The organism is Nitrospirota bacterium, from assembly GCA_030645475.1.
Classification (GTDB): domain Bacteria; phylum Nitrospirota; class Nitrospiria; order Nitrospirales; family Nitrospiraceae; genus Palsa-1315.
Window position 1 is genome coordinate 253,562 of sequence record JAUSMA010000060.1, and the last position, 20,646, is coordinate 274,207.

Genomic DNA, 20,646 nt, shown 5'->3' on the forward strand with positions numbered 1-20,646 from the left:
AGAGGGATTAGGGTGTGGCTGTCGGATCGACGAGGAAGAGCGCCTGGCCATACTCCACCGGCTTCGTACTTTCAGCCAGAATTTTCGTGATGCGTCCTTCTACCTCGGACTCGATCTCGTTCATGAGCTTCATCGCTTCAACAATACAGAGGACCTGGCCCTTTTTCACAAAATCGCCCTCTTCGACGTAGGGATCGGCATCCGGTGAGGGGGACCGATAAAACGTGCCGACGATCGGTGATGCGATGGTAATCATGCCGGTCGTATCTTCGGTCTGTACAGCTGCCGCACCAGAAGGTTGAGACGCGGAGGCCGTGCCGGATGAGCCATGGTCGGCGACGCTGGTCGTGATCGTTCTGACTTCGACCTCATGGCGCACACGGATTCTGAGGCCTTCGCGCTCCAGTTCCAGTTCAGTCAGATTGTTCTTCTTGAGCAGGTCGATCAGCTCTTGGATATGTTTACTCTGCTGCCCTGATAACAGGGGAGTGCCTTGGCCGCCTGGAGGGGTCGCAAAGGCCTGAGGGAGAATAATCGGCTTCCCTCGTTTCTTTGACTTGCTCGATTTTTGTGTGCTCACCGAACACGCTCCACGTAGGCTCGCGTCCGCGTATCAATCTTGATCACGGTCCCACTTTCTAAATAGAGCGGCACCTTGAGGGTAGCGCCAGTTTCAAGGGTGGCGAGTTTCGTGCCGCCCGTCGCGGTATCGCCACGGAAACCCGGTTCGGTGTCCGTAACTTTTAATTCAATAAAGTTCGGCAGCTCAACATCGATCGGGCGATGCTCGTATACGAGAATCTTCACGATCATGTTTTCCTTCAACAGATCTGCATTGTCGCCGAGCTTGCCCTTTTCGAACGTCAATTGCTCGTATGAATCTGTGTCCATGAAGGTATAGGCGTCGTCGGTTGCATAAAGGAATTGCATGTCCCGTTCATCGAGCTTCGGCTCTTCGAACCGTTCCCCTGACCGAAACGTACGGTCGATCACACTACCCGTGAGATAGCCCTTGAGCTTGGTTCGTACGAAGGCTCCGCCCTTGCCTGGTTTTACATGCTGAAACTCAATGATATAAAATGGCTGGTTATCGACCATCAGCCGTACGCCACCGCGAAAGTCGGTCGTGGAAATCACTCGATACTCCCTTCACACTGTATGCGTCCACTCGACGCGCTCCGTAATTATTTCGTTCCTGTTGTCGTCCGTCGCGCTGTCGCTGGTACGGATGTCTTCTTCTGGCGTTTGGATGCGGTGAGATGGTCCTGAAGCCCACGAAGGGCAAGGAGATAACCCGTCACACCTAAGCCGGTAATCTGCCCAAGGACGACTCCTGCGATATAGGACCGATGGCGAAACTCTTCCCGCTGATGGATATTAGACAAATGCACTTCCATCGTTGGTAGGCTGACCGCCGCAATCGCATCCCGAATCGCAATGCTTGTATGGGTATAGGCGGCCGGGTTGATGATGATTCCATCGTATCCTGTCCGCGACTCTTGAATCCAGGTGACCAACTCTCCCTCGTGATTCGACTGGCGTATGTCCACCTTCATGTTCAACTCTTTTGCCAGCTTTGCAATGGTTGAGTTGATGACATCAAGTGACAGTGTGCCGTAAATGGACTGTTCTCTGCTCCCGAGGAGATTGAGATTTGGACCGTGCAATATTCGTATGCGTAGCATGACTCTATTATTTAACTACTCAATAGGTGAGAACGACTCCTCCTGCCACAGTCCAGCCGGGCCGCATTGTAGCAGTCCGCCTCAAACCGGTCAAACTCGCAAAATTATTGGGAAGTCTTGGAGAGGGGCCTATTCGTCGTGTCTCGTTCTCGACGCCGTGCTTGAATGGTGCGAAGCCACGCCTCTAATTGAGCCACGACTTCGGCATGAGGAGATGGAGAAGGCATCGCCTCAACGGCACTGACTTGAGGATCCTGCTCGGGTACCGCAAGTTGTTCGCCTGTGTGATCGTGCGTATGGAGAACCGTCTCCATCAGCTCCGAAGCTACGATCAGTGGATCGGTCGCCACGGTTTCTGATTTGGCAGGCATTGAAACTGATAGGTCTTCATGTTGCGTACTAACTTCCGGAATAGCTGCCTTGAGTGGGTCAGAAACTATTGGAGCTTCCAGCACCTCTTGCACGGAGCTGTTTTGTGTGACTGGATCAGCCGGCCTTGGTTTCTCCGGCTCTTTTTTGAGAGTCAGGGGTTTAGCCAGCGCCGATTGGACTGAGAGCGCCTCCTCATCCCGCGGATTTACTCTCAAGATGACAGCGCAGGATTGCAGGGCCAGGGCATGTAGTTCCTGGCTCACATAGATCTTGATCAAAGTCCGGTGTGCACGCAAGTTTTCAGGACTTAACTTGATGGATTCCTCTAGAATCGCTTTAGCCTTGGTGGGCTGCCCCATCTGATCATAAGCACGACCGAGCGCGACCATCGCCGTAATGAAGCCGGGATAATATTTCAACCCGTCTTCGAGAACACCTGCGGCTTCCTGCCACATGCCGACCTTGCCATATTCTTCAGCCAAGGGCATGAAAACCTTGGATTGCGGATTTTTGGCCAATTGGATGGCCAGTCGATCAATTTCCATCGCCGTCTCGGTTGATTGCTGATTCTGTGCCATGGTGTATTAGCGTCCTCCTACAACCGACTTTGGGCCTGTTCCGACGCTCTGGTGCGAAGCAGTTCATGCGCCCGATTCAAGATCGCGTCAGCAAGCGCACGCTTTGGCATCAACGGCAGTTCTGTGACAGCCCCCTCCCGATCGATTAACGTGGCAGCATTCTGTTCACTGCCGAACCCCGCGCCTTCCATCGTGACATCGTTTGCCACAATGAGGTCGAGCCCTTTGGCCATAAGCTTGTCTTTCGCGTGAGCGATCAGATCGCAGGTCTCAGCGGCAAAGCCAACGATAAGTTGTGTGGTCCGCTGAGCGGATAAGGAGGCCAGGATGTCGGTCGTTCGCTCGAGGTCAAGGGTCTGGTCGGTCTGCCCTTGTTTCTTCATTTTTTGTGAAGCAGGGTGTTTGGGGCGAAAGTCCGCGACGGCGGCGGCCATGATCACAGCGGAGGACCATGCCAGACGTATCGACAGGGCTTGTGTCATTTCTTCAGCCGTGGCGACCGAAACAACCTCGACGCCTTTCGGAAGAGGAATAGCCGTAGGCCCAGTCACAAGGACTACCTGGGCTCCCCTTGCCTGGGCGGCCTCTGCGATGGCATAACCCATTTTTCCGGATGAGCGGTTTGAAATGAATCGTACGGGATCGATCGGCTCCTGCGTTGGGCCGGCTGAAACTAGGATGCGGTGCCCCTGCCAATCGCGTAGTGGCGCCAATGCTGCGTGAAGCGCCTCTAGAATCCTGCTTTCCTCTGCCAAGCGGCCTTGACCGATCCGTCCTGAAGCAAGGGGGCCTTCTTGGGGATCCACAACCATGGTTCCCCTGGCACGCAATGTCCGCACGTGCTCTGTGACAGAGGGATGTGTCCACATCCCTCCATCCATAGCGGGTGCCACAATCAAGGGGCATTGTGCCGTGAGAAGCATGGTCGAGAGTAAATCGTCACCCAACCCCAGGGCTATCTTGGCCAGGCAATTGGCCGTGGCCGGCGCAATCACAATGGCATCTGCCTGCTCAGGCAACGATAAGTGTTTCATCTCCTGATGCGCCTCGAACACCTCCGTCGAGACGGGATGGCCTGAGAGCACTTCAAACGTCAGCGGAGTGACGAATTTCGTAGCCGATTGCGTCATCACGACGTGCACGACCGCTCCTTCACGGAGCAAGGTTCGCAGCAACAAGACCGCCTTATAGGCGGCAATGCTGCCCGTCACGCCGAGCACGATCCGTTTCCCGATCAACGTCGGCCCTGTAGAGCCGGAGATCTCCACGTATTACTCCTCGCTCGTCCCCACTACCGCCTTCGGGGTATCGTCGACATAGACGCTCAGTTCTTTCTTTATCTCCTTCGCATCGTCGCCGGTCATCATGGCGATGCGCTCCATTTCACCTTCCTTGCCGCGCTTCGATTCCTTCATCGCATCCCGGGCCTCTTGGCCAACGAGATACGTCGTTTGTCCTCGAAGGACTTCATCGAGGGCAATGGTCGTTTCCTTGTTGAAGCGCGAGGCGGCATGACGCGATCCTTGCAAGATATGCTTCGCCCGCTGACCCGCAATGATTGCGAGACGGTGGCGTGAGTCAAATTCACCTGGTGCGTATTGCGGCAAGAGTCTCAACATGTCGATCATGGCTGCAGTGCTCCTTTGTGTGATGAAAAATCGTTGCGAGTTCAGGATTTCTGTTCGTCATCGAGAATGAAATTATTTTCGAGCCACGTCATATTCAATCGTTTCGTCTTCAGACGCTCCGACCAAAAGATGCTTTCAAGGTCGCGAATCGATCGGTTGATGTCGTCGTTCCGGACGATGTAGGCGTATTCCCGATAGCTCCAGACCTCTTCTTTGACTTTTTGCAAGCGTCGTTGGATCTCTTCCGCCGTGTCGGAGGCTCTGGTTTGCAGCCGGGATCGGAGGACGGCCATTGAGGGGGGAAGAATAAAAATCGATACCGAATCCTCAAACCGCTTCCTGACCTGCATCGCCCCTTGCACGTCGATCTCCAGTAAGACATCAATCCCCTGATCGATCTTTTCGGTCAGTGATTTCCATGGTGTGCCGTAGAGGTTCCCGTACACGCGGGCCCACTCGACAAACTCATTCCGATTGATCATCTCTTGGAACGGCTGTTCGTCGATAAAATAATATTCGCGCCCATGCTCTTCGCCGAGCCGTGGTTGTCTTGTCGTATAGGAAATTGAGTGCCACAGATCGGGAAGGTTCGTCGTGAGTTGCTTGCAGAGCGTGGTTTTCCCAGTGCCAGAGGGGGCAGAGATAATGAAGAGAATCCCACGGCGATCCGTCGAGGATCGCGGTTGGCCTGACACAGTCGCGGTAGAACTTGTGGTTGTACTAGTACTCATTCGACGTTTTGGACCTGTTCGCGAATACGTTCAAGCTCGGCCTTCATCTGCACCACATGACCGGCAATTTCTGCGTCGTTGGCTTTGGAGCCGATCGTATTGACTTCCCGCCCGATTTCCTGGAGCAGGAAGTCGAGGGTCTTGCCAACAGATTCTGCACGTGTGAGCGTCTGTTCAAACTGTATCATATGCGAGTCTAATCTGACTATTTCTTCCGTAATGTCGCCACGATCCGCGTAAACTGCCAATTCCTGATAAAGCCGCGGAGGATCTGGGATTTCCGATCCCAGGAGCTTCTCCACACGGGTCTTCATGCGGACAAAGGCCTCTTGGGCCAGCAGCGGGGTCCGTGCTGCGACCAAGTCTTTGTGGCTCCGAATGGTCTGGACCCGCGCGCGCATATCCTCGGTCAGGGCCTTCCCTTCGCTCGTTCGCATCTCCGCAAGGTCCGTCAGTGCCTTGGTCATCAGTTGCTGCACGAGCTTCGCCAATTTCGGGTCTTCCGTCGGCTGATCCGATACCGACACCACGTCACGGAGCCCAGCCATGAGCGCCAGATCGACCGACCCGCTCAGCTTCAGGGATTTCTTGAGAGTGAGGAAGGCCTGATGGTACTGCTTCGCGAGGGGCAGGTCAAGGTTGACCCCTCCGGCGCGGCCTTTTCCAGCCTGAATCGTCACAGTGATGTCGACACGACCGCGGGTGCAGCGTTGCTGAATGGATTTCTTGAAGGCGTCTTCCAGATGACTCAGGGGCCTGGGAAGGCGGCAGGCAATTTCAAGAAAGCGATGGTTCACGGAGCGCATTTCGACCGTGACGGACCCATCTTGCCAAGGAGCTTGCCGACGGCCGAAGCCGGTCATACTATGAATCATTGCAGGCCTTTCTCTTTCCAGGAGCACTGTTGGTAAACCGGACAAGTACCGCACCGGGGCTTTCTCGCCAGACAGGTATAGCGGCCATGCAGCAGCAATCGTTGCGAGACGGCTGTCCATTGGGACCTTGGCATCAGCTGCTGCAGGTCTTCTTCTACACGTTCAGGATTATCAGATTTGGTCAGAGCAAGCCGCTTGGCCACCCGTTTCACATGGGTATCGACGACAATACCGGGCTGTCCAAATGCATTTCCCAGAATGACATTCGCCGTTTTTCTGCCGACGCCAGGCAGTGTAATCAATTCCTCCATTGTCTGCGGAACCTGTGAATTGAATTGTTCGGTCACGGCCTTGCCGCAAGCAAGAAGATGTTTGGCTTTATTCTTATAGAATCCCGTCGACCGAATGAGTTGTTCGAGCTCAGGCAACTTGGCGGCTGCCAGTTCTGCTGGTCCCGGATATCGGCCAAAGAGTGGCGGAGTCACCTGATTCACCCGCTGATCTGTGCATTGTGCTGAGAGAATTGTCGCCACGAGCAACTCCCACGGCGACCGGTGATCGAGTTCCATTTCCGGTGTCGGCATGGTGCGCTGAAGCGCCTTGGCAATGGCCTTGAGGCGTCCTCGGCGATCCACAGCTGGTAAGGATTTCGTAGTCATGGCTGGTAGACGACGTGCGATTGTGCCGTGAGTTAGGACTGAGATGCAAGCGGGCCAGGGGGCGTTGATTTCCTGGAAGAGCCGCCCTCCGGGACGAGTACGGCCAGCCGTTCTTCAAGCAGCCGAATGAGCGGACGCAAGGTCTCCGGATGCAGAGCTGAAATTCCGATCGCCCCATAGCGTTGACAGAGCACTTCTGCCTGCCCGGCCGGAAGCTGGTCGCATTTATTGAAGACCAGGATCCGCGGAAGCTCGTCGAGGGTGAGGCTTTTCAGCACGGTATCGACGGCGGCGATATGGGCGTCCAGATCTTTGGTCCCTGCATCCACCACATGGAGAAGGAGGTCGGCATCGCGTAACTCATCCAATGTCGTTCTGAAGGCAGCGAGGAGATCTTTGGGCAGGTCGCGAATAAACCCCACTGTGTCAGTGATGATGACTTCCCTGCCCTGCGGAAAACGCAGACGGCGGCTGGTGGTATCGAGTGTTTCAAAGACACGCGGGGCTGCGCTCACCTGACTGTTCGTGAGGACGTTGAGCAACGTCGACTTGCCTGCGTTCGTGTACCCCACGATGGACAGGACCGGGAAATCCTGTCGGACGCGGCGCGAGCGACGTTGATCTTGGTGGCGGGCAAAACCCTCGATTTCTCGCTCCAAATAGTCGATGCGCTCTCTGATTCGACGGCGATCCGTTTCGAGTTTTGTTTCGCCAGGCCCTCTGCTGCCGATGCCTCCGCCTAATCGAGAGAGGCTTATGCCCTGACCGGAAAGACGCGGCAGCATATATCGAAGTTGCGCCAGCTCGACTTGCACCTTGCCTTCCCGGCTATGCGCGCGTTGCGCAAAGATGTCAAGAATCAGCTGGGTCCGATCGATGACGGGCAGGTCGCTGATCTCCGCAATCGCACGTAACTGTCCGGGTGCTAAGTCTTGATCGAAGATCAAGAGATCTGCGCCCTGCTGCATCGCTTGTGTCAGCACATCTTTGAGTTTACCGCTGCCTAATTGAAATCGATGGTGGCCACCCTGTGTCCGTTGCACCAAGCGATCAATGACCGTGAGATCCGCGGAGGAAGCCAATTCCGCGAGTTCGGCGAGGCGTTCTTCCTGTTCGGCTTTGCTCTTGGGTGAGGCGCTCACGAGGATGGCGGTTTGCCCCTGAGCCATCGTGTGCGATGTATTCTGACGCTGCAGATCCGACTCCAGGTCGTGAATGAAGGTTTCGAAACTCACCGGGCATTGATGGACCAAAGTGGACTTCAGCAGTGTGTATAAGGACTTTTCAGGACCGGGTGGATTCAGATGGGCCAGGGAGAGCAAGCCTGGTTCCCCCTTAGGCGTGACGGCCAACGTTCCAATCATGTCGAGTCGAAGCAGACCCAGCATGGTGAGGTCTTCTTGAGTGATAGGCTCATCTTTCAAGCTCGAGCGGATCAGGCGAAGGCCCCTCAGCGATCGCGGACTCGCACGAAAAGTGGTCAACGTCGTTGGAGAGGGTTCGGTGCCAGCGCCGACCAAGACGTCTTGCACGGCACCACGCCTCGTGATGACCAGTCCGATGGGGCGGCGAATCTCGTGCGTGAACTGCGCAAGGGTTTTTGCCGCTTCAGATGAAAGGACATCATCCACTGGCATACGTCGGCGATACAGCCGTTCAAGCATGGCGAGCTGGCCGGCACGGAGACCCAGGACTTGTCCGTAGATTTCAGGAATGAGCGTCGTGTCCTTCTCTAAAGATTAGATCGCCTGTGCCAACGGTGAAACCATTGAGGCGTGAGCATCCAGGTCGAGGGGGGCCCTTGTCCCTGCGCACAGTGCCTGCCTCCCCGCCGCCGCGATCATCGCAGCATTATCGGTGCAATAGCTGAGTGGAGGAAGGCTCAACAGCAGCCTCTCGGATGCGGCTCGCTCTTGGAGCAGTACGCGCAAGCGGGAATTTGCAGACACCCCGCCGACAACAGCCAATGCACGAACGCCGGAAGATTGGACCGCAGCAAAGGCCTTCTCAACCAAAATGGTGACGATAGCCTCCTGATAACCTGCCGCGAGGTCAGCCAGTTTATCCGCCCAATATTGCTCATGCATTGCTTGAACTATATAAAGCAACGATGTCTTCAGACCGCTGAAACTAAAATCAAGGCTACCCTTCTTAAGATAGGACCGTGGGAAGGCTATCGCGTCTGGATTTCCCTGCCGAGCCAAGCGATCTATGGCTGGTCCTCCAGGATAGTCCAGTCCAAGCATTTGAGCGCCTTTGTCAAAGGCCTCCCCTGCAGCATCGTCTTTGGTCGCACCAAGCAGCCGGTGATGGCCGGTGGCTTCCCTGAAATACAGATGAGTATGCCCGCCTGAGACCACCAGAACCACACAGGGCAATGGAAACGCTGGGTCCTGCAACCAGGCGGAGGCAATGTGGCCCTCAAGATGGCTCACGCCGACTACAGGAATACTCAAGGCATAGGCCAAGGCTTTTGCATAGTTGACCCCAACGAGAAGCGCACCCGCCAGACCAGGTCCTTGAGTGACAGCGATACCAGCGAGATCAGTCCATACCAAACCAGCTTGTTGTAACGCCTCAGCTGAGACAACTTCAATAGATTCAATATGGGCGCGGGAGGCGAGTTCAGGCACGACACCACCGAATCGCTGATGAACCGCATGTTGTGACGTTATAATATTTGAAAGGACGGTGCCATCTGCCGCCAACACAGATGCCGCCGTTTCATCACAGGACGTCTCGATGCCAAGGATAGGCCCTGGTATCCAGGCATTGAGAGGCTGATCAAGAGTTGCATTCATGACATCATGGCCTATCATGTGAACAAAGCGATGAACGAGGTCTCATGTTGAAGGGCAAATAACATGGCCCTTGTGGCGCTGACGCCACAAGGGCCATGTCGTAATCAATGTTCTAATATCGAACAGGTCAAAGCTGAGCTTCTAGACTCCAGCCATGGCCTCCTGCGCGATGAATGCCGGAGCGCCATCGCGAAGCACGACGCGGATTTTACGGCATTCCTTAAACCGTCCCTTGATCATCTCTTCAGAGAGTGGATCACCGATCGCACGCTGAATCGTCCGACGCATCGGCCTGGCTCCGTAGAGCGGCTCATAGCCTTCCTTGATCAGCCATTGCTTGACGTCATCCTCAACTTCGAGTTCCACACCCTTCTCAAGAAGACGAAGGTTGAGTTCACCCAGGAGAATGTCGAGAATACTGGTGAGATGGGTCTTGTCCAGTTGATGGAAGACCACGATTTCGTCGATTCGATTCAGGAACTCCGGACTGAACGAGCGTCGCAATTCCCCCAAGACTTCTTCCTTCTTATGGCGCTCCTGATCGCCTTCCGTGCTCTGGAATCCGAGCGAGACGCCCTTCTGGATCATCTTCGTCCCGATATTAGAGGTCATGATGATGACGCAATTCTTAAAGTCGACCTTGCGCCCGAGGCTATCGGTCAACACCCCGTCGTCCAATACTTGTAGCAGGATATTGAACACATCCGGGTGAGCCTTTTCGATTTCGTCGAAAAGCACCACTGAATAGGGCCGACGGCGAACCCGTTCAGTCAACTGGCCGCCCTCTTCATATCCCACATATCCAGGAGGCGCCCCGAAGAGTCGCGTACTGGTGAACTTTTCTTGATATTCCGACATGTCGATTCGAATGAGTGCATCTTCACTATTGAAGAGGAACCCCGCCAACGTCCGTGCCAACTCGGTTTTCCCAACCCCGGTGGGTCCCAGGAAAATAAACGAGCCGATCGGCTTCCGTGCCTCTTTAAGGCCTGCACGTGACCGCCGAATGGCTCTGGCCACGGCCGAGATGGCCTCGTTCTGACCAATCACGCGCTTGTGAAGGAACTCCTCCATGCGCAACAGCTTGTTCGACTCTTCTTCTTCAAGCTTGAAGAGCGGAATGCCGGTCATCTTGGAGACGACATAGGCCACATCTTCTTTGCCAATCGTCGGCTTATTTTTTTCCTGATTCTTCTTCCACTCGCGCTTGGATTCATCAAGCAACTTGCGCAGCCGTTCTTCTTCCTCGCGATGACGAACGGCTTCCTCGAAGTTCTGCAAGGAGATGGCCTGCTCTTTTTCGCGAGAAACCTTTTTCAGCTCTTGCTCCATGGCCTTCAGCTCTGAAGGTAATGCATAGGTCTGCAGTTTTGCCCGCGAGCCAGTCTCGTCGATTAAATCGATGGCCTTGTCAGGGAGGAAGCGATCGCTGATGTAACGATCGGATAACTTCACCGCTTCGAGAATGGCCTCTTCGGAGATTTCGACGCCATGATGTTCTTCGTACCGATCGCGAAGTCCCTGGATGATCAATACCGTTTCATCGATGCTTGGGGGCTGAACATGAATTGGCTGGAATCGCCGCTTGAGAGCCCCATCTTTCTCAATATGCTTTCGGTATTCATCGAGTGTCGTGGCACCGATGCACTGAATCTCACCACGCGACAATGCTGGCTTGAGCATGTTGGAGGCATCGATCGATCCTTCTGCCGCCCCAGCTCCCACTAAGGTATGAAGTTCATCGATGAAGATGATGATGTTTCCGGCCTGGACGATCTCCTTCATGACGACCTTCAGCCGTTCCTCGAATTGGCCACGATATTTTGTTCCCGCGACCAGCGCTCCAAGGTCCAGTGCAATGACGCGCCGTGAGAGAAGGTTGTCAGGGACTTCAGACTGAACGATCCGCTGGGCAAGACCTTCGACAATAGCCGTCTTACCGACGCCGGCTTCTCCAATGAGCACAGGATTATTTTTCGAACGTCGGCTCAAAATCTGTAATACACGCTCGATTTCATCAGCGCGACCGATGACAGGATCCAGATGTCCTTCCTGGGCCAGCTGGGTCAGGTCACGACCGAACTCGTCGAGTGCCGGAGTGTTGCTCTTCCGGTCACGTTCGCGAGGGGCGGATTTCCGCAAGAATGTGACAGTCAATTGTCGGGCGGTCAGGAGATTGGCGCCTAAGCTGCGGAGGATTTTGCCACCGATCCCTTCCTCTTCTCGGAGCAATCCCAATAAGAGATGTTCGCTGCCGATATGATTGTGTCCAAGGAGACGTGCTTCTTCGACCCCGTATTCGATGACTTTCTTGACCCGGGGGCTGAATGGGATTTCCCCAAAAGTCATGGTGGTCCCTCCGCCGGGCAAATTCCGTTCAATTTCCAAACGGATTTGTTCGGTCGAGAGTCCCATCTTTTTCAAGATCATCAGCGCAATCCCATCGGACTCACGGAGAATCGCGAGGACGAGATGCTCGGTTCCGAGGTAATCGTTTTGGTGACGCTCAGCCTCTTCCCGTGCGAGGATGATGATCTTCCGACCCTTGTCCGTGAATCGTTCGAACATCCTGCCTCCTTTTAGGTGAAACCTATGACCAGTTCCATCTGCGCAAACCTATCGAAAAACTTGACCTAATCTTAACTAGAAGGATTTTGGGTGTCAAGGCTACGAGACAATCACACAAGCCTGGAATTCGACGAGATCCCTTCCAGGAGATGGCGGCTTGAGTGGCTCCGGTTCGTTGACTTCAAAAGAACCCTCCCGATACAATCTCGGACTTTTTCATCAGTATCTTAATAGCCGTACGACAGGGCGTTACACATGAAGAACAAAAGTATCGGGATCTTGACCAAGCCCAAGTTCCCTGAGATCAAGAACACATTGCTCGATGTGGTGACCTGGCTCAGGGCTCGAAGCATTGGTGTCATCTTGGATACGACATCGGCAGCCTTGCTCAGCGAGCAAGGGGGAGTCCAGAAAACTCAACTAGCCAGCAAGGCAGATGTCTTGCTGGTCCTGGGCGGCGATGGAACCATGCTCAATGCTGCCAGGCTTGCCGGGGAACGAAGCATTCCAATCCTCGGCGTCAATATGGGCGGTCTGGGTTTCTTAACCGAAGTCCGGCTGGAGAACTTGTACCCCTCCCTTGAACGCGTGTTTGCCAATGACTTCGTGCTCGACGAACGATTGATGCTCCAGACGCATATTCATCGACATGGAGAAACCGTCGCACGTGGAGTAGTGCTGAACGATGTCGTGATCAGCAAGGGGACCCTGGCCCGGATGATCGAGGTGAAGATTTCGATTCAAGGCCAGTTCGTCACGAATTTGCGTGGCGATGGCGTCATCGTCAGCACCCCAACGGGATCGACCGCCTACTCTCTCTCGGCCGGAGGGCCAATCATCGACCCGGCGGTCCAATCTCTCATGGTAACCCCGATCTGTCCTCACACTCTGACGCATCGTCCCCTGATCGTTCCAGGAACCGCAGAAATCGAAATCACATTGACGAGCAGAGACGATGGCGCGATGGCGACGTTAGACGGTCAGGTCGGCGTGGCGATGGTTCAGGGGGATACGGTTGAAATCAAGATGTCTGAACACCGGACGAGACTGATTCGTTTCCCGGAAAGCGGATATTATGAAGTCTTGCGTGAAAAGCTGAAGTGGGGGGACGGCTAGCGCAAGCTGATGACTCGCGGCCTCGTTACGGTTTCCCCTTCTCGATCAGATCGATCATCTCCCGGTTGCTTGCGTATTTGAACACCCCGATACAATCGGTCGCACCCTGGTGCTTATGCTCGATCGATTCGAGTACGCGGAGGCCCTTGGCATCGACCGGATGGCTCTTATGGTTCTTGAGCGCTGTGGCCAGCTTATCGAGAATGACCTTTGCCCCAGTGTGACTATGTGAGGCGCTGCTTGAAAGGTAGCAAGTCACAACTTCCGCGCACCAGTCACCATCTCGCTTGGCAATTCCCACCAACCCTTCGCTGGCCTTCCTGGCCCAACCAGTCAGGAAGACACCGTCCACAACTTTGCCGGTGGTCTCATCGAAAGCCTGAAAGAGCGCATCGTCTGGATCGTTGGTAGTCTTGTTGGGGTTCGTCACAAATAAGCCACTCTTATAGGGGAGCCCGACAGTCTCATCGACTTTGTCGCCGACGGCAAAAACCACCGCGTCGCAGGGGAATTCATAATATTGTTTCAAGCCCACCGCCGCGGTATCGCTCCCCTTCGGCTCCAACTTGTTGTCTTCCATCTCTAAGCCACGTACGCGATTATGGCTATCCACGAGGATGCGTTTCGGAGAAGCCAAGAACTTAAAGCCCATCTTTGTGTCGCTGACTTTCGGCTCGCACTTTACAAACTCGTCTGTCAGAGCCTTGAGTATCTCGTCAGCATTCTGGCCGACCGCAGCGAGGCGGTCCTTAATCCTAGCCACTTCCTTGGTAATTCCGTCCACATCCATATTGGAGCAGACGGCACGAATTTCTTTCGGATTGTACTTACGCTCAGCAGGCCCACGCCGCACGATTGCCGTCACGCGCTCTACTTTTTTGTACCGAGTCAGCCAATGGGCGATATCGACCATGACATCGCCTGCTCCGATGATCGCCACATGTTTGCCCATCTCAAATGGACGATCGCCGAAGCCCGGGAGCCGATTGAAGTGGTAGACCACATCCTTCGCATGAAACACGCCCTGGGCCGAATCCCCTTCCACGCCGATCGCTTTAGTGCCCTGCGCGCCGATGGCAAAAACGACCGCGCTCGCGCCAAGGGCACGAACGTCCTCTACTGTGAGGTCTTTCCCCTTGCCGACCGAAACATTGCCGAAGTAATGGACATTCGGCTGCTGGAGCAGCTCCCAATATTGCTTCTTGAGACCGCTGCGCAGCTTGAGCTTGGCCGGGAAGATGCCATATTCAGCCAATCCACCGAACTTGATGTCTCGATTGAGAATAATCACTTCATGGCCGGCCTTTGCCAAAGAACTGGCTGCCGCCATACCTGCCGGCCCTGCGCCGACCACAATAATCACATGGGAGTTCGTTGCGCTCATGCGTATTTTCCTAGATGAATTTGATAGATAAATGTCTAGAAGCTCAACAGTTCCGCGGACTTTAGCACAGGGTATTTTGAGCTGTCAAAGGAAAGTCTATCCTCCTGCGCTCCCTACTGGCCCGCCCGGCATCGTCATGCGCCAGGGGTCGAGGAGTTCGGTGAGTCGTTTGTCCGAAAGGACTTTCTGTTCCTTGGCCATCTCGCGCACAGTCTTGCCTGATTTATAGGCATCCTTGGCGAGCTTTGCCGCAGCTTCGTACCCGATCTCAGGAGCCAGGGCGGTACACATGGCCAGGCTTTCCTCGATCAAGCTCCGGCAGCGTTCTTCGTTCGCTTTGATGCCGTCGATACACTTGACGGCGAAATTGGTGGAGGCGGTCGAGAGGAGTTCGATGGATTGTAATACGTTGTAGGCCATCACCGGCAACATGACGATCAGCTCAAAGTTGGCCGCCTGCCCTCCTACGGTGACCGTCACGTCATTTCCAATCACCTGGGCGCAGACCATCGTGACGGATTCGGCAATCACCGGATTGACTTTGCCCGGCATGATGGACGAACCGGGCTGTGTCTCCGGCAGATTGATTTCGCCGAGCCCACAACGCGGACCGGAACCGAGCCAGCGAATGTCGTTGGCAATCTTCATGAGGCTCACGGCAATGGTCTTCAACTCCCCGCTCGCCTCGACCAAGGAATCCTGGGCGGACTGCGCTTCAAAGTGGTTCTTCGCTTCCTTAAAAGTGCAGCCGGTTTCTTTCGACACGATGGCCATAACCTTGGCTGGGAATTTCGGATGGCAATTGAGCCCTGTGCCGACCGCGGTGCCGCCGAGAGCAACTTCGCTGAGCGCTTCTTGTGCCCGCCGGACTCGTTGAATGCCCAATTCAATCTGGCGTGCATAGCCACCAAACTCCTGGCCCAACCGCACCGGCGTGGCATCCTGCAAATGAGTACGGCCGATCTTGACGATCTTGTCGAACTCGTTGGCTTTACGCGCGAGCGATTTCTGTAAACGAGTGAGTGCTGGAATAAGCTGCTGCTGCATCAGTTCCCCGGCGGCAATGTGAATGGCCGTGGGAATGACGTCGTTGCTGGATTGGCCCAGATTGACGTGATCGTTGGGATGCACCAACTTACTGCCTCGGGCTCCGCCTAACAGCTCGGTGGCGCGATTGGAGATCACCTCGTTGGTATTCATATTCGTCGAGGTGCCTGAGCCGGTTTGAAAAATGTCGACGGGGAACTCGGCATCGAGTTTCCCCTCGACGACTTCAGTTGCAGCCAGCTTGATCGCATCTGCCGGCTTTTTATCGAGGAGACCCAGTGACTGATTGACCGTCGCGGCAGCACGCTTGATCATTCCCATAGCCCGGATCATGGCGCGGGGAAATCGTAACGAGCTGATCGGGAAGTTCTCAATGGCGCGGGCAGTCTGGACACCATAATAGGCCGTGGTCGGCACGGCCAGTTCGCCCATGGTATCGCGTTCAATTCTCGTCGCAGGTGATGATTGAGTCGCTGCCGCTATCTTCTTCATGCGTCCTACTCCATTGTAAGGGTTCTCAACTGCCGCGGGCGACATGATAAACGTTGGCCACCTGCTTGCACAAGGGTGTTGGTCGATCTGGGAGACTGCGATCCGAAACAGATTGGATGGGCGGACATGGGGTCAAAAGAAGAGGCCCGCCGAAGCGGGCCTCTGTTCCAGCCGGAAGGGATGGGTGCCGATTAGCCGACCGTGACCTCGATCGCTTTCGATTTCACCTTTTCGGACTTCGGCAGCTTGAGATTCAAGACTCCGTCCTTGAACTCAGCCTTCACGTTCGCCTCATCGACGAGATCGGGCAAGGTGAAGCTGCGAACGAAGCTCCCGTAGGACCGCTCGACCCGATGATATTTCTTCCCCTTCTCTTCTTTTTCAAACTTGCGCTCGCCCTGGATAGTGAGCACACCATCTTCCAGCGTCACCTTCACATCCTCTTTCTTCACGTCCGGGATCTCCGCCTTGATCTGGTACTCTCCGTCCGTTTCGCTGACATCGACGGATGGCACCCAGTCGGCAACGACGATCGCTTCCTTGCCGTTCGTCTGCGGCGCAGTCGGACGGCGGTACATTCAATGTAACCGATTCGACATGTCTTCAAGTTCACGAAACGGATCCCACCGTACGAGCGTCATAGCAGACCTCCCTCTTATGTATGTGGACTATCTCAGAATGACTCTGTGCGTGCGCAGGTCGTCTCTCTAGAAAGGGAGATAACTCGGACCGCCGCAGAGTCAAGAGGCGGGAGGCTAACGTTCGCCGATGGGAACATAGGTTCGGTTGTGCTCGCCGGAGTAGATTTGATCCGGTCGGTAGAGTTTATTTTCCTTCAGCTGTTCCAGCCAATGGGCCAACCACCCGGACACTCGAGCCATCGCGAATAACGGGGTGAAGAGATCGGTTTCGATGCCCATTTTCTTGTAGACGATTCCGGAGTAGAAGTCGACATTGGGGTAAATCCCCTTCCCCTTCAGCCGCTCTTCCGCGACGCGCTCGACCTCCAACGCAACCTCATACAACGGTGAACTGCCACATTCCTTGAAAAGGCGTTCACAGAGCGTCTGGAGGATTGTCGCCCGGGGATCTTTCACCTTGTACACGCGGTGGCCGAAGCCCATCAGTTTCTGTTTCGCACCGTCCCGTTCTTCGAGGTACGAGCGAACCTTTCCTGGTTCGCCGATTTGCTTCAGCATCTGTACGACTTCTTCATTGGCTCCGCCATGCAACGGCCCCTTCAGAGCCCCAATCGAGGAGGCGACGACCGTATAGGGATCGGCCAGTGTCGAAGCCGTGACCATGCCGGTGAAAGTTGACGCATTCATCGTGTGTTCCGCATGAAGGATCAGGCAGTCGTCGAAAATCTCGGCCCATAGAGGAAGTGGCTCCTTCTCCGTCAGCATATAGAGGAAGTTTTCGGAAAAGCCGAGATCGTCGCGCGGTGGGATATATTCGTTTCCATGCCGAAGGCGCGCCCACGCTGCAACGATCGTGGGCAGTTTGGCCACAAGTCTAACTGCCGACCAGTAGTTGTTCTCAATGTCCTTCACGTTCCTGCCAGGATAAAACATGCCCAAGGCAGCAACGGCTGCTTGCAAGGCATCCATCGGATGGCCTTGCTCCGGCAAGCATTTCAGTAAGTCGACGATCTTGAACTTAATACGGCGGTGATGGACGATATCTTCCTGCCATCGCGCGAGCTCCGATTCAGTGGGAAGGTGACCGAAGAGCAACAGATAGGCGGTTTCAAGATAAGAGGATCTAAGACACAGTTCTTCAACACGAATGCCGCGATATTCCAGCACGCCGCGTTGGCCATCTACATCGCTGATCGCGGATTTGGCTGCAGGGACGCCGGCGAGCCCTGGCATGAAATCATGAGGCATAATCGTGCTCCTTCACCTAAGTCGCAAGAGAGAGGGCGAGTCGAAACAGTTTATCATGTTTGGCCTGACGCGATCTTGAAATGGCTTCTACCGGTTGGCATACTGCATCCGTCAGCTATTCATGAAGAGGCACCGCCCGATGTCATTACGGGTCATGTTGCTCCTGGGAGTTCTCGTTCTCATTCTTGGTTGTCAGGAGTCCTGGCTCGCGCCGATGACGACATCGCAGCCTAGATCGTTGACGTCGATCGGTACGACCACCGTGAGCCATGGAAGTCCTTCTTCTCCCCCCAGAAGGACATCTCGTGAGGAAGTCGATATACCGAAGAGGTAAGCGATGACTCAGAAGCTGTCGTTACTGCTCACGCTGTCCTGCCTGATTGCTGTCGGGACAGCCTCCTTGGTTCAGGCTGAGGGCGAAGTTCTGGCGTTTGCCGTCGTGAGAGAGGCACCGAAAGATAAGGCGCGGATATCGGTGAGAGTCTCCATAAGTGACGCTGTATCGGATCTCAAGCTACTGGCGTCGGAGACGATCCTGAACAATCTGATTTGGAAAAAACTCGAAATCTGTCATGCGATGAAAATTCAAGGATACAAAGTGGCTGAAGGCTTTCAGGTTGTCACGGTACATGTGATCGACGCCAGCATGTTACCGATGTCGCTGCAGTCCTTTGCCGGTGATTGCCTGATTAAAAAAGCGATCGAGATCGCACCGCTCGTCGATTAGATGAGGTATGGCTATGTGCCGCGGCATTCCGAACAAGAGGTGGGCTCTTCTATGGCGTCGCATTCCTGGGCTGTCAGGGCGAAGAATTGTTCACACTGCCGGCAGGGGCGAATCTCGAAGTAGGCAATGCCTTTATCGTCGATGTCGGTGGGTAAGAGCAGCTCCAACGGATCATACCCGATCGCGCCGCCGTCGGAAAACTTCACGATGGCCAGACGGTCGTTAAAGACCTCGAAGACACCTTCCTGCCCTTTTCTGGCCAATACATGGCCAAGGACGAAGACCGGCTGTCCCTTCCGCTTCGTGCGGAGATCTCGTAAGGTATGTTGCGTGTCTGTGGCACAGGAAAACTGACCGGTAGAGCTAGTTCCGAAGATTGGTGTTGGCATAGTAGACATTGAGACGAGGCGATCGGTAATGATGTATCACATGGGTAAAAATGGCGTCAAGGCAGCGCGGACGCTGGAACAAGGAGTGTAGCATGGCCGAGGTAACAATTTACCAGAAACCTACTTGCAGCACCTGCCGTCAGGCGGTGCAGTTGTTAAAAGAGAGCGGAAAGCCCTTTACATCCATCAACTACTACGAGAAGCCATTCACGAAGGCGCTCCTCAAGAGCCTCTTAAAGAAGGCGGGGCTCACGCCCAAAGATGTCTTGCGAACCAAAGAGGAAATCTACAAAGAGCTGGGTTTGGCCAAAAAGAATCTGTCAGACGATGAATGGCTCGACGTGATGATCGCCCACCCTGATCTCATTCAGCGTCCGATTGTCGAAAAAGGCGAGAAGGTGATCTTGGCCAGACCGGCGGAGTCAGTAAAAGAATTGCTGTAGCCGTCACAAGACGTTTCATGCTGATGCGCTTGTCGAGCTCGTCAGCTTGTTGCGCTTGAGAGACCGTCCTGGGACATGCGAAGCGCACCGGAGGTTCGGTCTACGGTAATGGTGACTGCGCCATCCAGCACTTTAAGGAGCAGGTCCCCGACCAGTTGCCGACGCCAGCCACGGAGAATGGGCACATCGAGGGTGCTCCGATTCTGTTTGGCTTCCACGAGTGTTTGTAAATCTGAACTAGTGGCCAACATCGTGGGGGCGATCCCCTGCTCCGCGGCACGGGCCTTCAGCACGGCTTGCAGCAGTTCGACGATGCCGGTCGACTCAGGGTCCGGTTTCCGTTCGCGTGGAACCTCAGGCCAGGCTGACGGTGGCAGAGCTAAGGCGGAGGTGATGGTGGCCAACAGTTGTTCTCCATGCCGGTCGACCTCGGAAGAATGGACGCCGCGGAGACCACGGAGCTCATGGACCGATTTGGGGGGATGGCGTGCGAGCTGGAGAAGGACCTCATCCCGCATGACACGTCCGCGAGGCACATTCCGGCGTCGGGCTTCCGCTTCTCGCCAGGCCGCTAATTCACGAAGCACCACGGCTCCTTTGGGCTTGAGCGTGTCCCATCCGCGTATGCGCTGGTAGCGCTCTTGAGGCTCACGACTCTTTTCGCCGACCGCCGACTCGAGGCGGGCAAATTCCTCACTGACCCATTCCAACCGGCCAAGGCTGCTCAGGCGATCCTGTAAGTGCGTATGGATCGGTAGCAGAAATTCGACATCTTCTAGGGCATAGGCGATCTGGTCATCGGAAAGTGGCCGCGCGCTCCAATTCGTAAAAGTATGGGCTTTCTCCAGCTTCGTGCCGTGGAGACGCTGGACCAGGTTCGCATAGGCGACTTGGGCGCCATATCCGACCATGGCGGCGGCGATCTGCGTATCGAAAAATGGCTTCGGGATCTGTCCGGCATGGGTGGCAAAGAGATCGAGATCCTGCCGTCCGGCATGCACGATCTTTTCAATCTTCGGATCGCAGACGAGCTCCCAGAAGACATCGAGCGATCCGCTCGCCAACACGGCGGGAAAATCGATGACGGCGGCGGTGGCGGCGGTCGCGACTTGGATCAGTTCGAGCCGCGGGATAAAGGTGTCTTCCCCGACGAATTCCGTATCCAGAGCCAATCGAGGACTCTGCCGTAAGGTGAGGCAGAGGGTTTCAAGCGCACGCTGGTCGGTCACATACTGCATCGGTGGATTAGGTGTCACAAGGCT

General features: G+C 55.1%; 21 protein-coding genes. 3 read left to right on the top strand and 18 right to left on the bottom strand.

Going from position 1 to position 20,646, the window contains the following annotated elements; genetic code table 11:
* Nucleotides 1-7: 7 nt before the first annotated feature.
* The 12 genes from accB to Q7U76_11550 all read right to left on the bottom strand — a co-directional run bounded on the left by accB (nucleotide 8) and on the right by Q7U76_11550 (nucleotide 11,897).
* Nucleotides 8-580 (bottom strand): acetyl-CoA carboxylase biotin carboxyl carrier protein, encoded by a 573-nt coding sequence (gene accB / locus Q7U76_11495; protein ID MDO8357004.1) that lies wholly within the window; start codon nucleotides 578-580, stop codon nucleotides 8-10.
* Nucleotides 577-1,137, bottom strand: a complete 561-nt coding sequence (gene efp, locus Q7U76_11500) for an elongation factor P (GenBank protein MDO8357005.1) — start codon at nucleotides 1,135-1,137, stop codon at nucleotides 577-579. Before efp ends, accB begins: the two co-directional genes overlap by 4 nt.
* Before the next feature lie 47 nt (nucleotides 1,138-1,184).
* A complete protein-coding gene (gene aroQ / locus Q7U76_11505) occupies nucleotides 1,185-1,685 on the bottom strand; it encodes a type II 3-dehydroquinate dehydratase (GenBank protein MDO8357006.1) in 501 nt (166 codons plus the stop codon).
* 104 nt (nucleotides 1,686-1,789) lie between these two features.
* Nucleotides 1,790-2,635, bottom strand: a complete 846-nt coding sequence (locus Q7U76_11510; protein ID MDO8357007.1) for a tetratricopeptide repeat protein — start codon at nucleotides 2,633-2,635, stop codon at nucleotides 1,790-1,792.
* Nucleotides 2,636-2,652: 17 nt separating this feature from the next.
* On the bottom strand, nucleotides 2,653-3,903 hold the full coding sequence (gene coaBC / locus Q7U76_11515; protein MDO8357008.1) for a bifunctional phosphopantothenoylcysteine decarboxylase/phosphopantothenate--cysteine ligase CoaBC: 1,251 nt from the start codon (nucleotides 3,901-3,903) through the stop codon (nucleotides 2,653-2,655).
* A gap of 3 nt (nucleotides 3,904-3,906) precedes the next feature.
* The gene (locus tag Q7U76_11520) at nucleotides 3,907-4,263 is read right to left on the bottom strand and encodes a DNA-directed RNA polymerase subunit omega (GenBank protein ID MDO8357009.1); all 357 of its coding nucleotides are present in this window, start codon (nucleotides 4,261-4,263) and stop codon (nucleotides 3,907-3,909) included.
* A gap of 41 nt (nucleotides 4,264-4,304) precedes the next feature.
* Nucleotides 4,305-4,994: a guanylate kinase gene (gene gmk / locus Q7U76_11525; GenBank protein ID MDO8357010.1), complete on the bottom strand. Its 690-nt coding sequence runs from the start codon at nucleotides 4,992-4,994 to the stop codon at nucleotides 4,305-4,307.
* Nucleotides 4,991-5,857 carry a YicC/YloC family endoribonuclease gene (locus Q7U76_11530; protein MDO8357011.1) on the bottom strand — a complete coding sequence of 289 codons (867 nt, stop codon included), beginning with the start codon at nucleotides 5,855-5,857 and terminating at the stop codon, nucleotides 4,991-4,993. Before Q7U76_11530 ends, gmk begins: the two co-directional genes overlap by 4 nt.
* An 8-nt stretch (nucleotides 5,858-5,865) precedes the next feature.
* The gene (gene nth / locus Q7U76_11535; protein ID MDO8357012.1) at nucleotides 5,866-6,528 is read right to left on the bottom strand and encodes an endonuclease III; all 663 of its coding nucleotides are present in this window, start codon (nucleotides 6,526-6,528) and stop codon (nucleotides 5,866-5,868) included.
* Between the two features lie 32 nt (nucleotides 6,529-6,560).
* Nucleotides 6,561-8,165 (bottom strand): GTPase HflX, encoded by a 1,605-nt coding sequence (gene hflX / locus Q7U76_11540; protein MDO8357013.1) that lies wholly within the window; start codon nucleotides 8,163-8,165, stop codon nucleotides 6,561-6,563.
* Nucleotides 8,166-8,267: 102 nt separating this feature from the next.
* A complete protein-coding gene (gene tsaD, locus Q7U76_11545) occupies nucleotides 8,268-9,329 on the bottom strand; it encodes a tRNA (adenosine(37)-N6)-threonylcarbamoyltransferase complex transferase subunit TsaD (protein MDO8357014.1) in 1,062 nt (353 codons plus the stop codon).
* A 141-nt stretch (nucleotides 9,330-9,470) separates the two neighbouring features.
* Nucleotides 9,471-11,897: an ATP-dependent Clp protease ATP-binding subunit gene (locus tag Q7U76_11550; GenBank protein ID MDO8357015.1), complete on the bottom strand. Its 2,427-nt coding sequence runs from the start codon at nucleotides 11,895-11,897 to the stop codon at nucleotides 9,471-9,473.
* Nucleotides 11,898-12,152: 255 nt separating this feature from the next.
* Here Q7U76_11550 and Q7U76_11555 point away from each other — a divergent pair, with 255 nt between their 5' ends.
* Nucleotides 12,153-13,013: an NAD(+)/NADH kinase gene (locus tag Q7U76_11555; protein MDO8357016.1), complete on the top strand. Its 861-nt coding sequence runs from the start codon at nucleotides 12,153-12,155 to the stop codon at nucleotides 13,011-13,013.
* Between the two features lie 25 nt (nucleotides 13,014-13,038).
* Here Q7U76_11555 and Q7U76_11560 read toward each other — a convergent pair whose 3' ends face one another.
* From Q7U76_11560 to Q7U76_11575, 4 genes are all read right to left on the bottom strand, one after another.
* Complete coding sequence (locus tag Q7U76_11560; protein MDO8357017.1) at nucleotides 13,039-14,397, bottom strand: FAD-dependent oxidoreductase; 1,359 nt, start codon at nucleotides 14,395-14,397, stop codon at nucleotides 13,039-13,041.
* A gap of 96 nt (nucleotides 14,398-14,493) precedes the next feature.
* The gene (locus Q7U76_11565; protein MDO8357018.1) at nucleotides 14,494-15,936 is read right to left on the bottom strand and encodes a class II fumarate hydratase; all 1,443 of its coding nucleotides are present in this window, start codon (nucleotides 15,934-15,936) and stop codon (nucleotides 14,494-14,496) included.
* Between the two features lie 191 nt (nucleotides 15,937-16,127).
* Nucleotides 16,128-16,514, bottom strand: a complete 387-nt coding sequence (locus Q7U76_11570; protein ID MDO8357019.1) for an Hsp20/alpha crystallin family protein — start codon at nucleotides 16,512-16,514, stop codon at nucleotides 16,128-16,130.
* A gap of 177 nt (nucleotides 16,515-16,691) precedes the next feature.
* Nucleotides 16,692-17,825 (bottom strand): citrate synthase, encoded by a 1,134-nt coding sequence (locus tag Q7U76_11575; protein ID MDO8357020.1) that lies wholly within the window; start codon nucleotides 17,823-17,825, stop codon nucleotides 16,692-16,694.
* 337 nt (nucleotides 17,826-18,162) lie between these two features.
* On the opposite strand from Q7U76_11575, the gene Q7U76_11580 reads away from it, so the two are divergent.
* Nucleotides 18,163-18,552: a hypothetical protein gene (locus tag Q7U76_11580; GenBank protein ID MDO8357021.1), complete on the top strand. Its 390-nt coding sequence runs from the start codon at nucleotides 18,163-18,165 to the stop codon at nucleotides 18,550-18,552.
* Between the two features lie 11 nt (nucleotides 18,553-18,563).
* Here the strand turns inward: Q7U76_11580 and Q7U76_11585 are convergent, their stop codons facing one another.
* Nucleotides 18,564-18,941 carry a hypothetical protein gene (locus tag Q7U76_11585; GenBank protein ID MDO8357022.1) on the bottom strand — a complete coding sequence of 126 codons (378 nt, stop codon included), beginning with the start codon at nucleotides 18,939-18,941 and terminating at the stop codon, nucleotides 18,564-18,566.
* Nucleotides 18,942-19,033: 92 nt separating this feature from the next.
* Here Q7U76_11585 and arsC point away from each other — a divergent pair, with 92 nt between their 5' ends.
* Nucleotides 19,034-19,384: an arsenate reductase (glutaredoxin) gene (gene arsC, locus Q7U76_11590; GenBank protein MDO8357023.1), complete on the top strand. Its 351-nt coding sequence runs from the start codon at nucleotides 19,034-19,036 to the stop codon at nucleotides 19,382-19,384.
* Nucleotides 19,385-19,425: 41 nt separating this feature from the next.
* Here arsC and rnd read toward each other — a convergent pair whose 3' ends face one another.
* Nucleotides 19,426-20,640 carry a ribonuclease D gene (rnd, locus tag Q7U76_11595; GenBank protein MDO8357024.1) on the bottom strand — a complete coding sequence of 405 codons (1,215 nt, stop codon included), beginning with the start codon at nucleotides 20,638-20,640 and terminating at the stop codon, nucleotides 19,426-19,428.
* Nucleotides 20,641-20,646: the final 6 nt, after the last annotated feature.

Excerpts from the sequence above, each read along its gene's own strand:
- Q7U76_11510 (MDO8357007.1), bottom strand. The coding sequence starts at position 2,635 with ATGGCACAGAATCAGCAATCAACCGAGACGGCGATGGAAATTGATCGA.
- aroQ (MDO8357006.1), bottom strand. The coding sequence starts at position 1,685 with ATGCTACGCATACGAATATTGCACGGTCCAAATCTCAATCTCCTCGGG.
- Q7U76_11580 (MDO8357021.1), top strand. The coding sequence starts at position 18,163 with ATGACTCAGAAGCTGTCGTTACTGCTCACGCTGTCCTGCCTGATTGCT.
- Q7U76_11520 (MDO8357009.1), bottom strand. The coding sequence starts at position 4,263 with ATGATCGACATGTTGAGACTCTTGCCGCAATACGCACCAGGTGAATTT.
- gmk (MDO8357010.1), bottom strand. The coding sequence starts at position 4,994 with ATGAGTACTAGTACAACCACAAGTTCTACCGCGACTGTGTCAGGCCAA.
- Q7U76_11530 (MDO8357011.1), bottom strand. The coding sequence starts at position 5,857 with ATGACCGGCTTCGGCCGTCGGCAAGCTCCTTGGCAAGATGGGTCCGTC.
- Q7U76_11550 (MDO8357015.1), bottom strand. The coding sequence starts at position 11,897 with ATGTTCGAACGATTCACGGACAAGGGTCGGAAGATCATCATCCTCGCA.
- Q7U76_11585 (MDO8357022.1), bottom strand. The coding sequence starts at position 18,941 with ATGCCAACACCAATCTTCGGAACTAGCTCTACCGGTCAGTTTTCCTGT.
- tsaD (MDO8357014.1), bottom strand. The coding sequence starts at position 9,329 with ATGAATGCAACTCTTGATCAGCCTCTCAATGCCTGGATACCAGGGCCT.
- nth (MDO8357012.1), bottom strand. The coding sequence starts at position 6,528 with ATGACTACGAAATCCTTACCAGCTGTGGATCGCCGAGGACGCCTCAAG.
- Q7U76_11570 (MDO8357019.1), bottom strand. The coding sequence starts at position 16,514 with ATGTACCGCCGTCCGACTGCGCCGCAGACGAACGGCAAGGAAGCGATC.
- Q7U76_11575 (MDO8357020.1), bottom strand. The coding sequence starts at position 17,825 with ATGCCTCATGATTTCATGCCAGGGCTCGCCGGCGTCCCTGCAGCCAAA.
- hflX (MDO8357013.1), bottom strand. The coding sequence starts at position 8,165 with ATGCCAGTGGATGATGTCCTTTCATCTGAAGCGGCAAAAACCCTTGCG.
- arsC (MDO8357023.1), top strand. The coding sequence starts at position 19,034 with ATGGCCGAGGTAACAATTTACCAGAAACCTACTTGCAGCACCTGCCGT.
- Q7U76_11555 (MDO8357016.1), top strand. The coding sequence starts at position 12,153 with ATGAAGAACAAAAGTATCGGGATCTTGACCAAGCCCAAGTTCCCTGAG.
- Q7U76_11565 (MDO8357018.1), bottom strand. The coding sequence starts at position 15,936 with ATGAAGAAGATAGCGGCAGCGACTCAATCATCACCTGCGACGAGAATT.
- Q7U76_11560 (MDO8357017.1), bottom strand. The coding sequence starts at position 14,397 with ATGAGCGCAACGAACTCCCATGTGATTATTGTGGTCGGCGCAGGGCCG.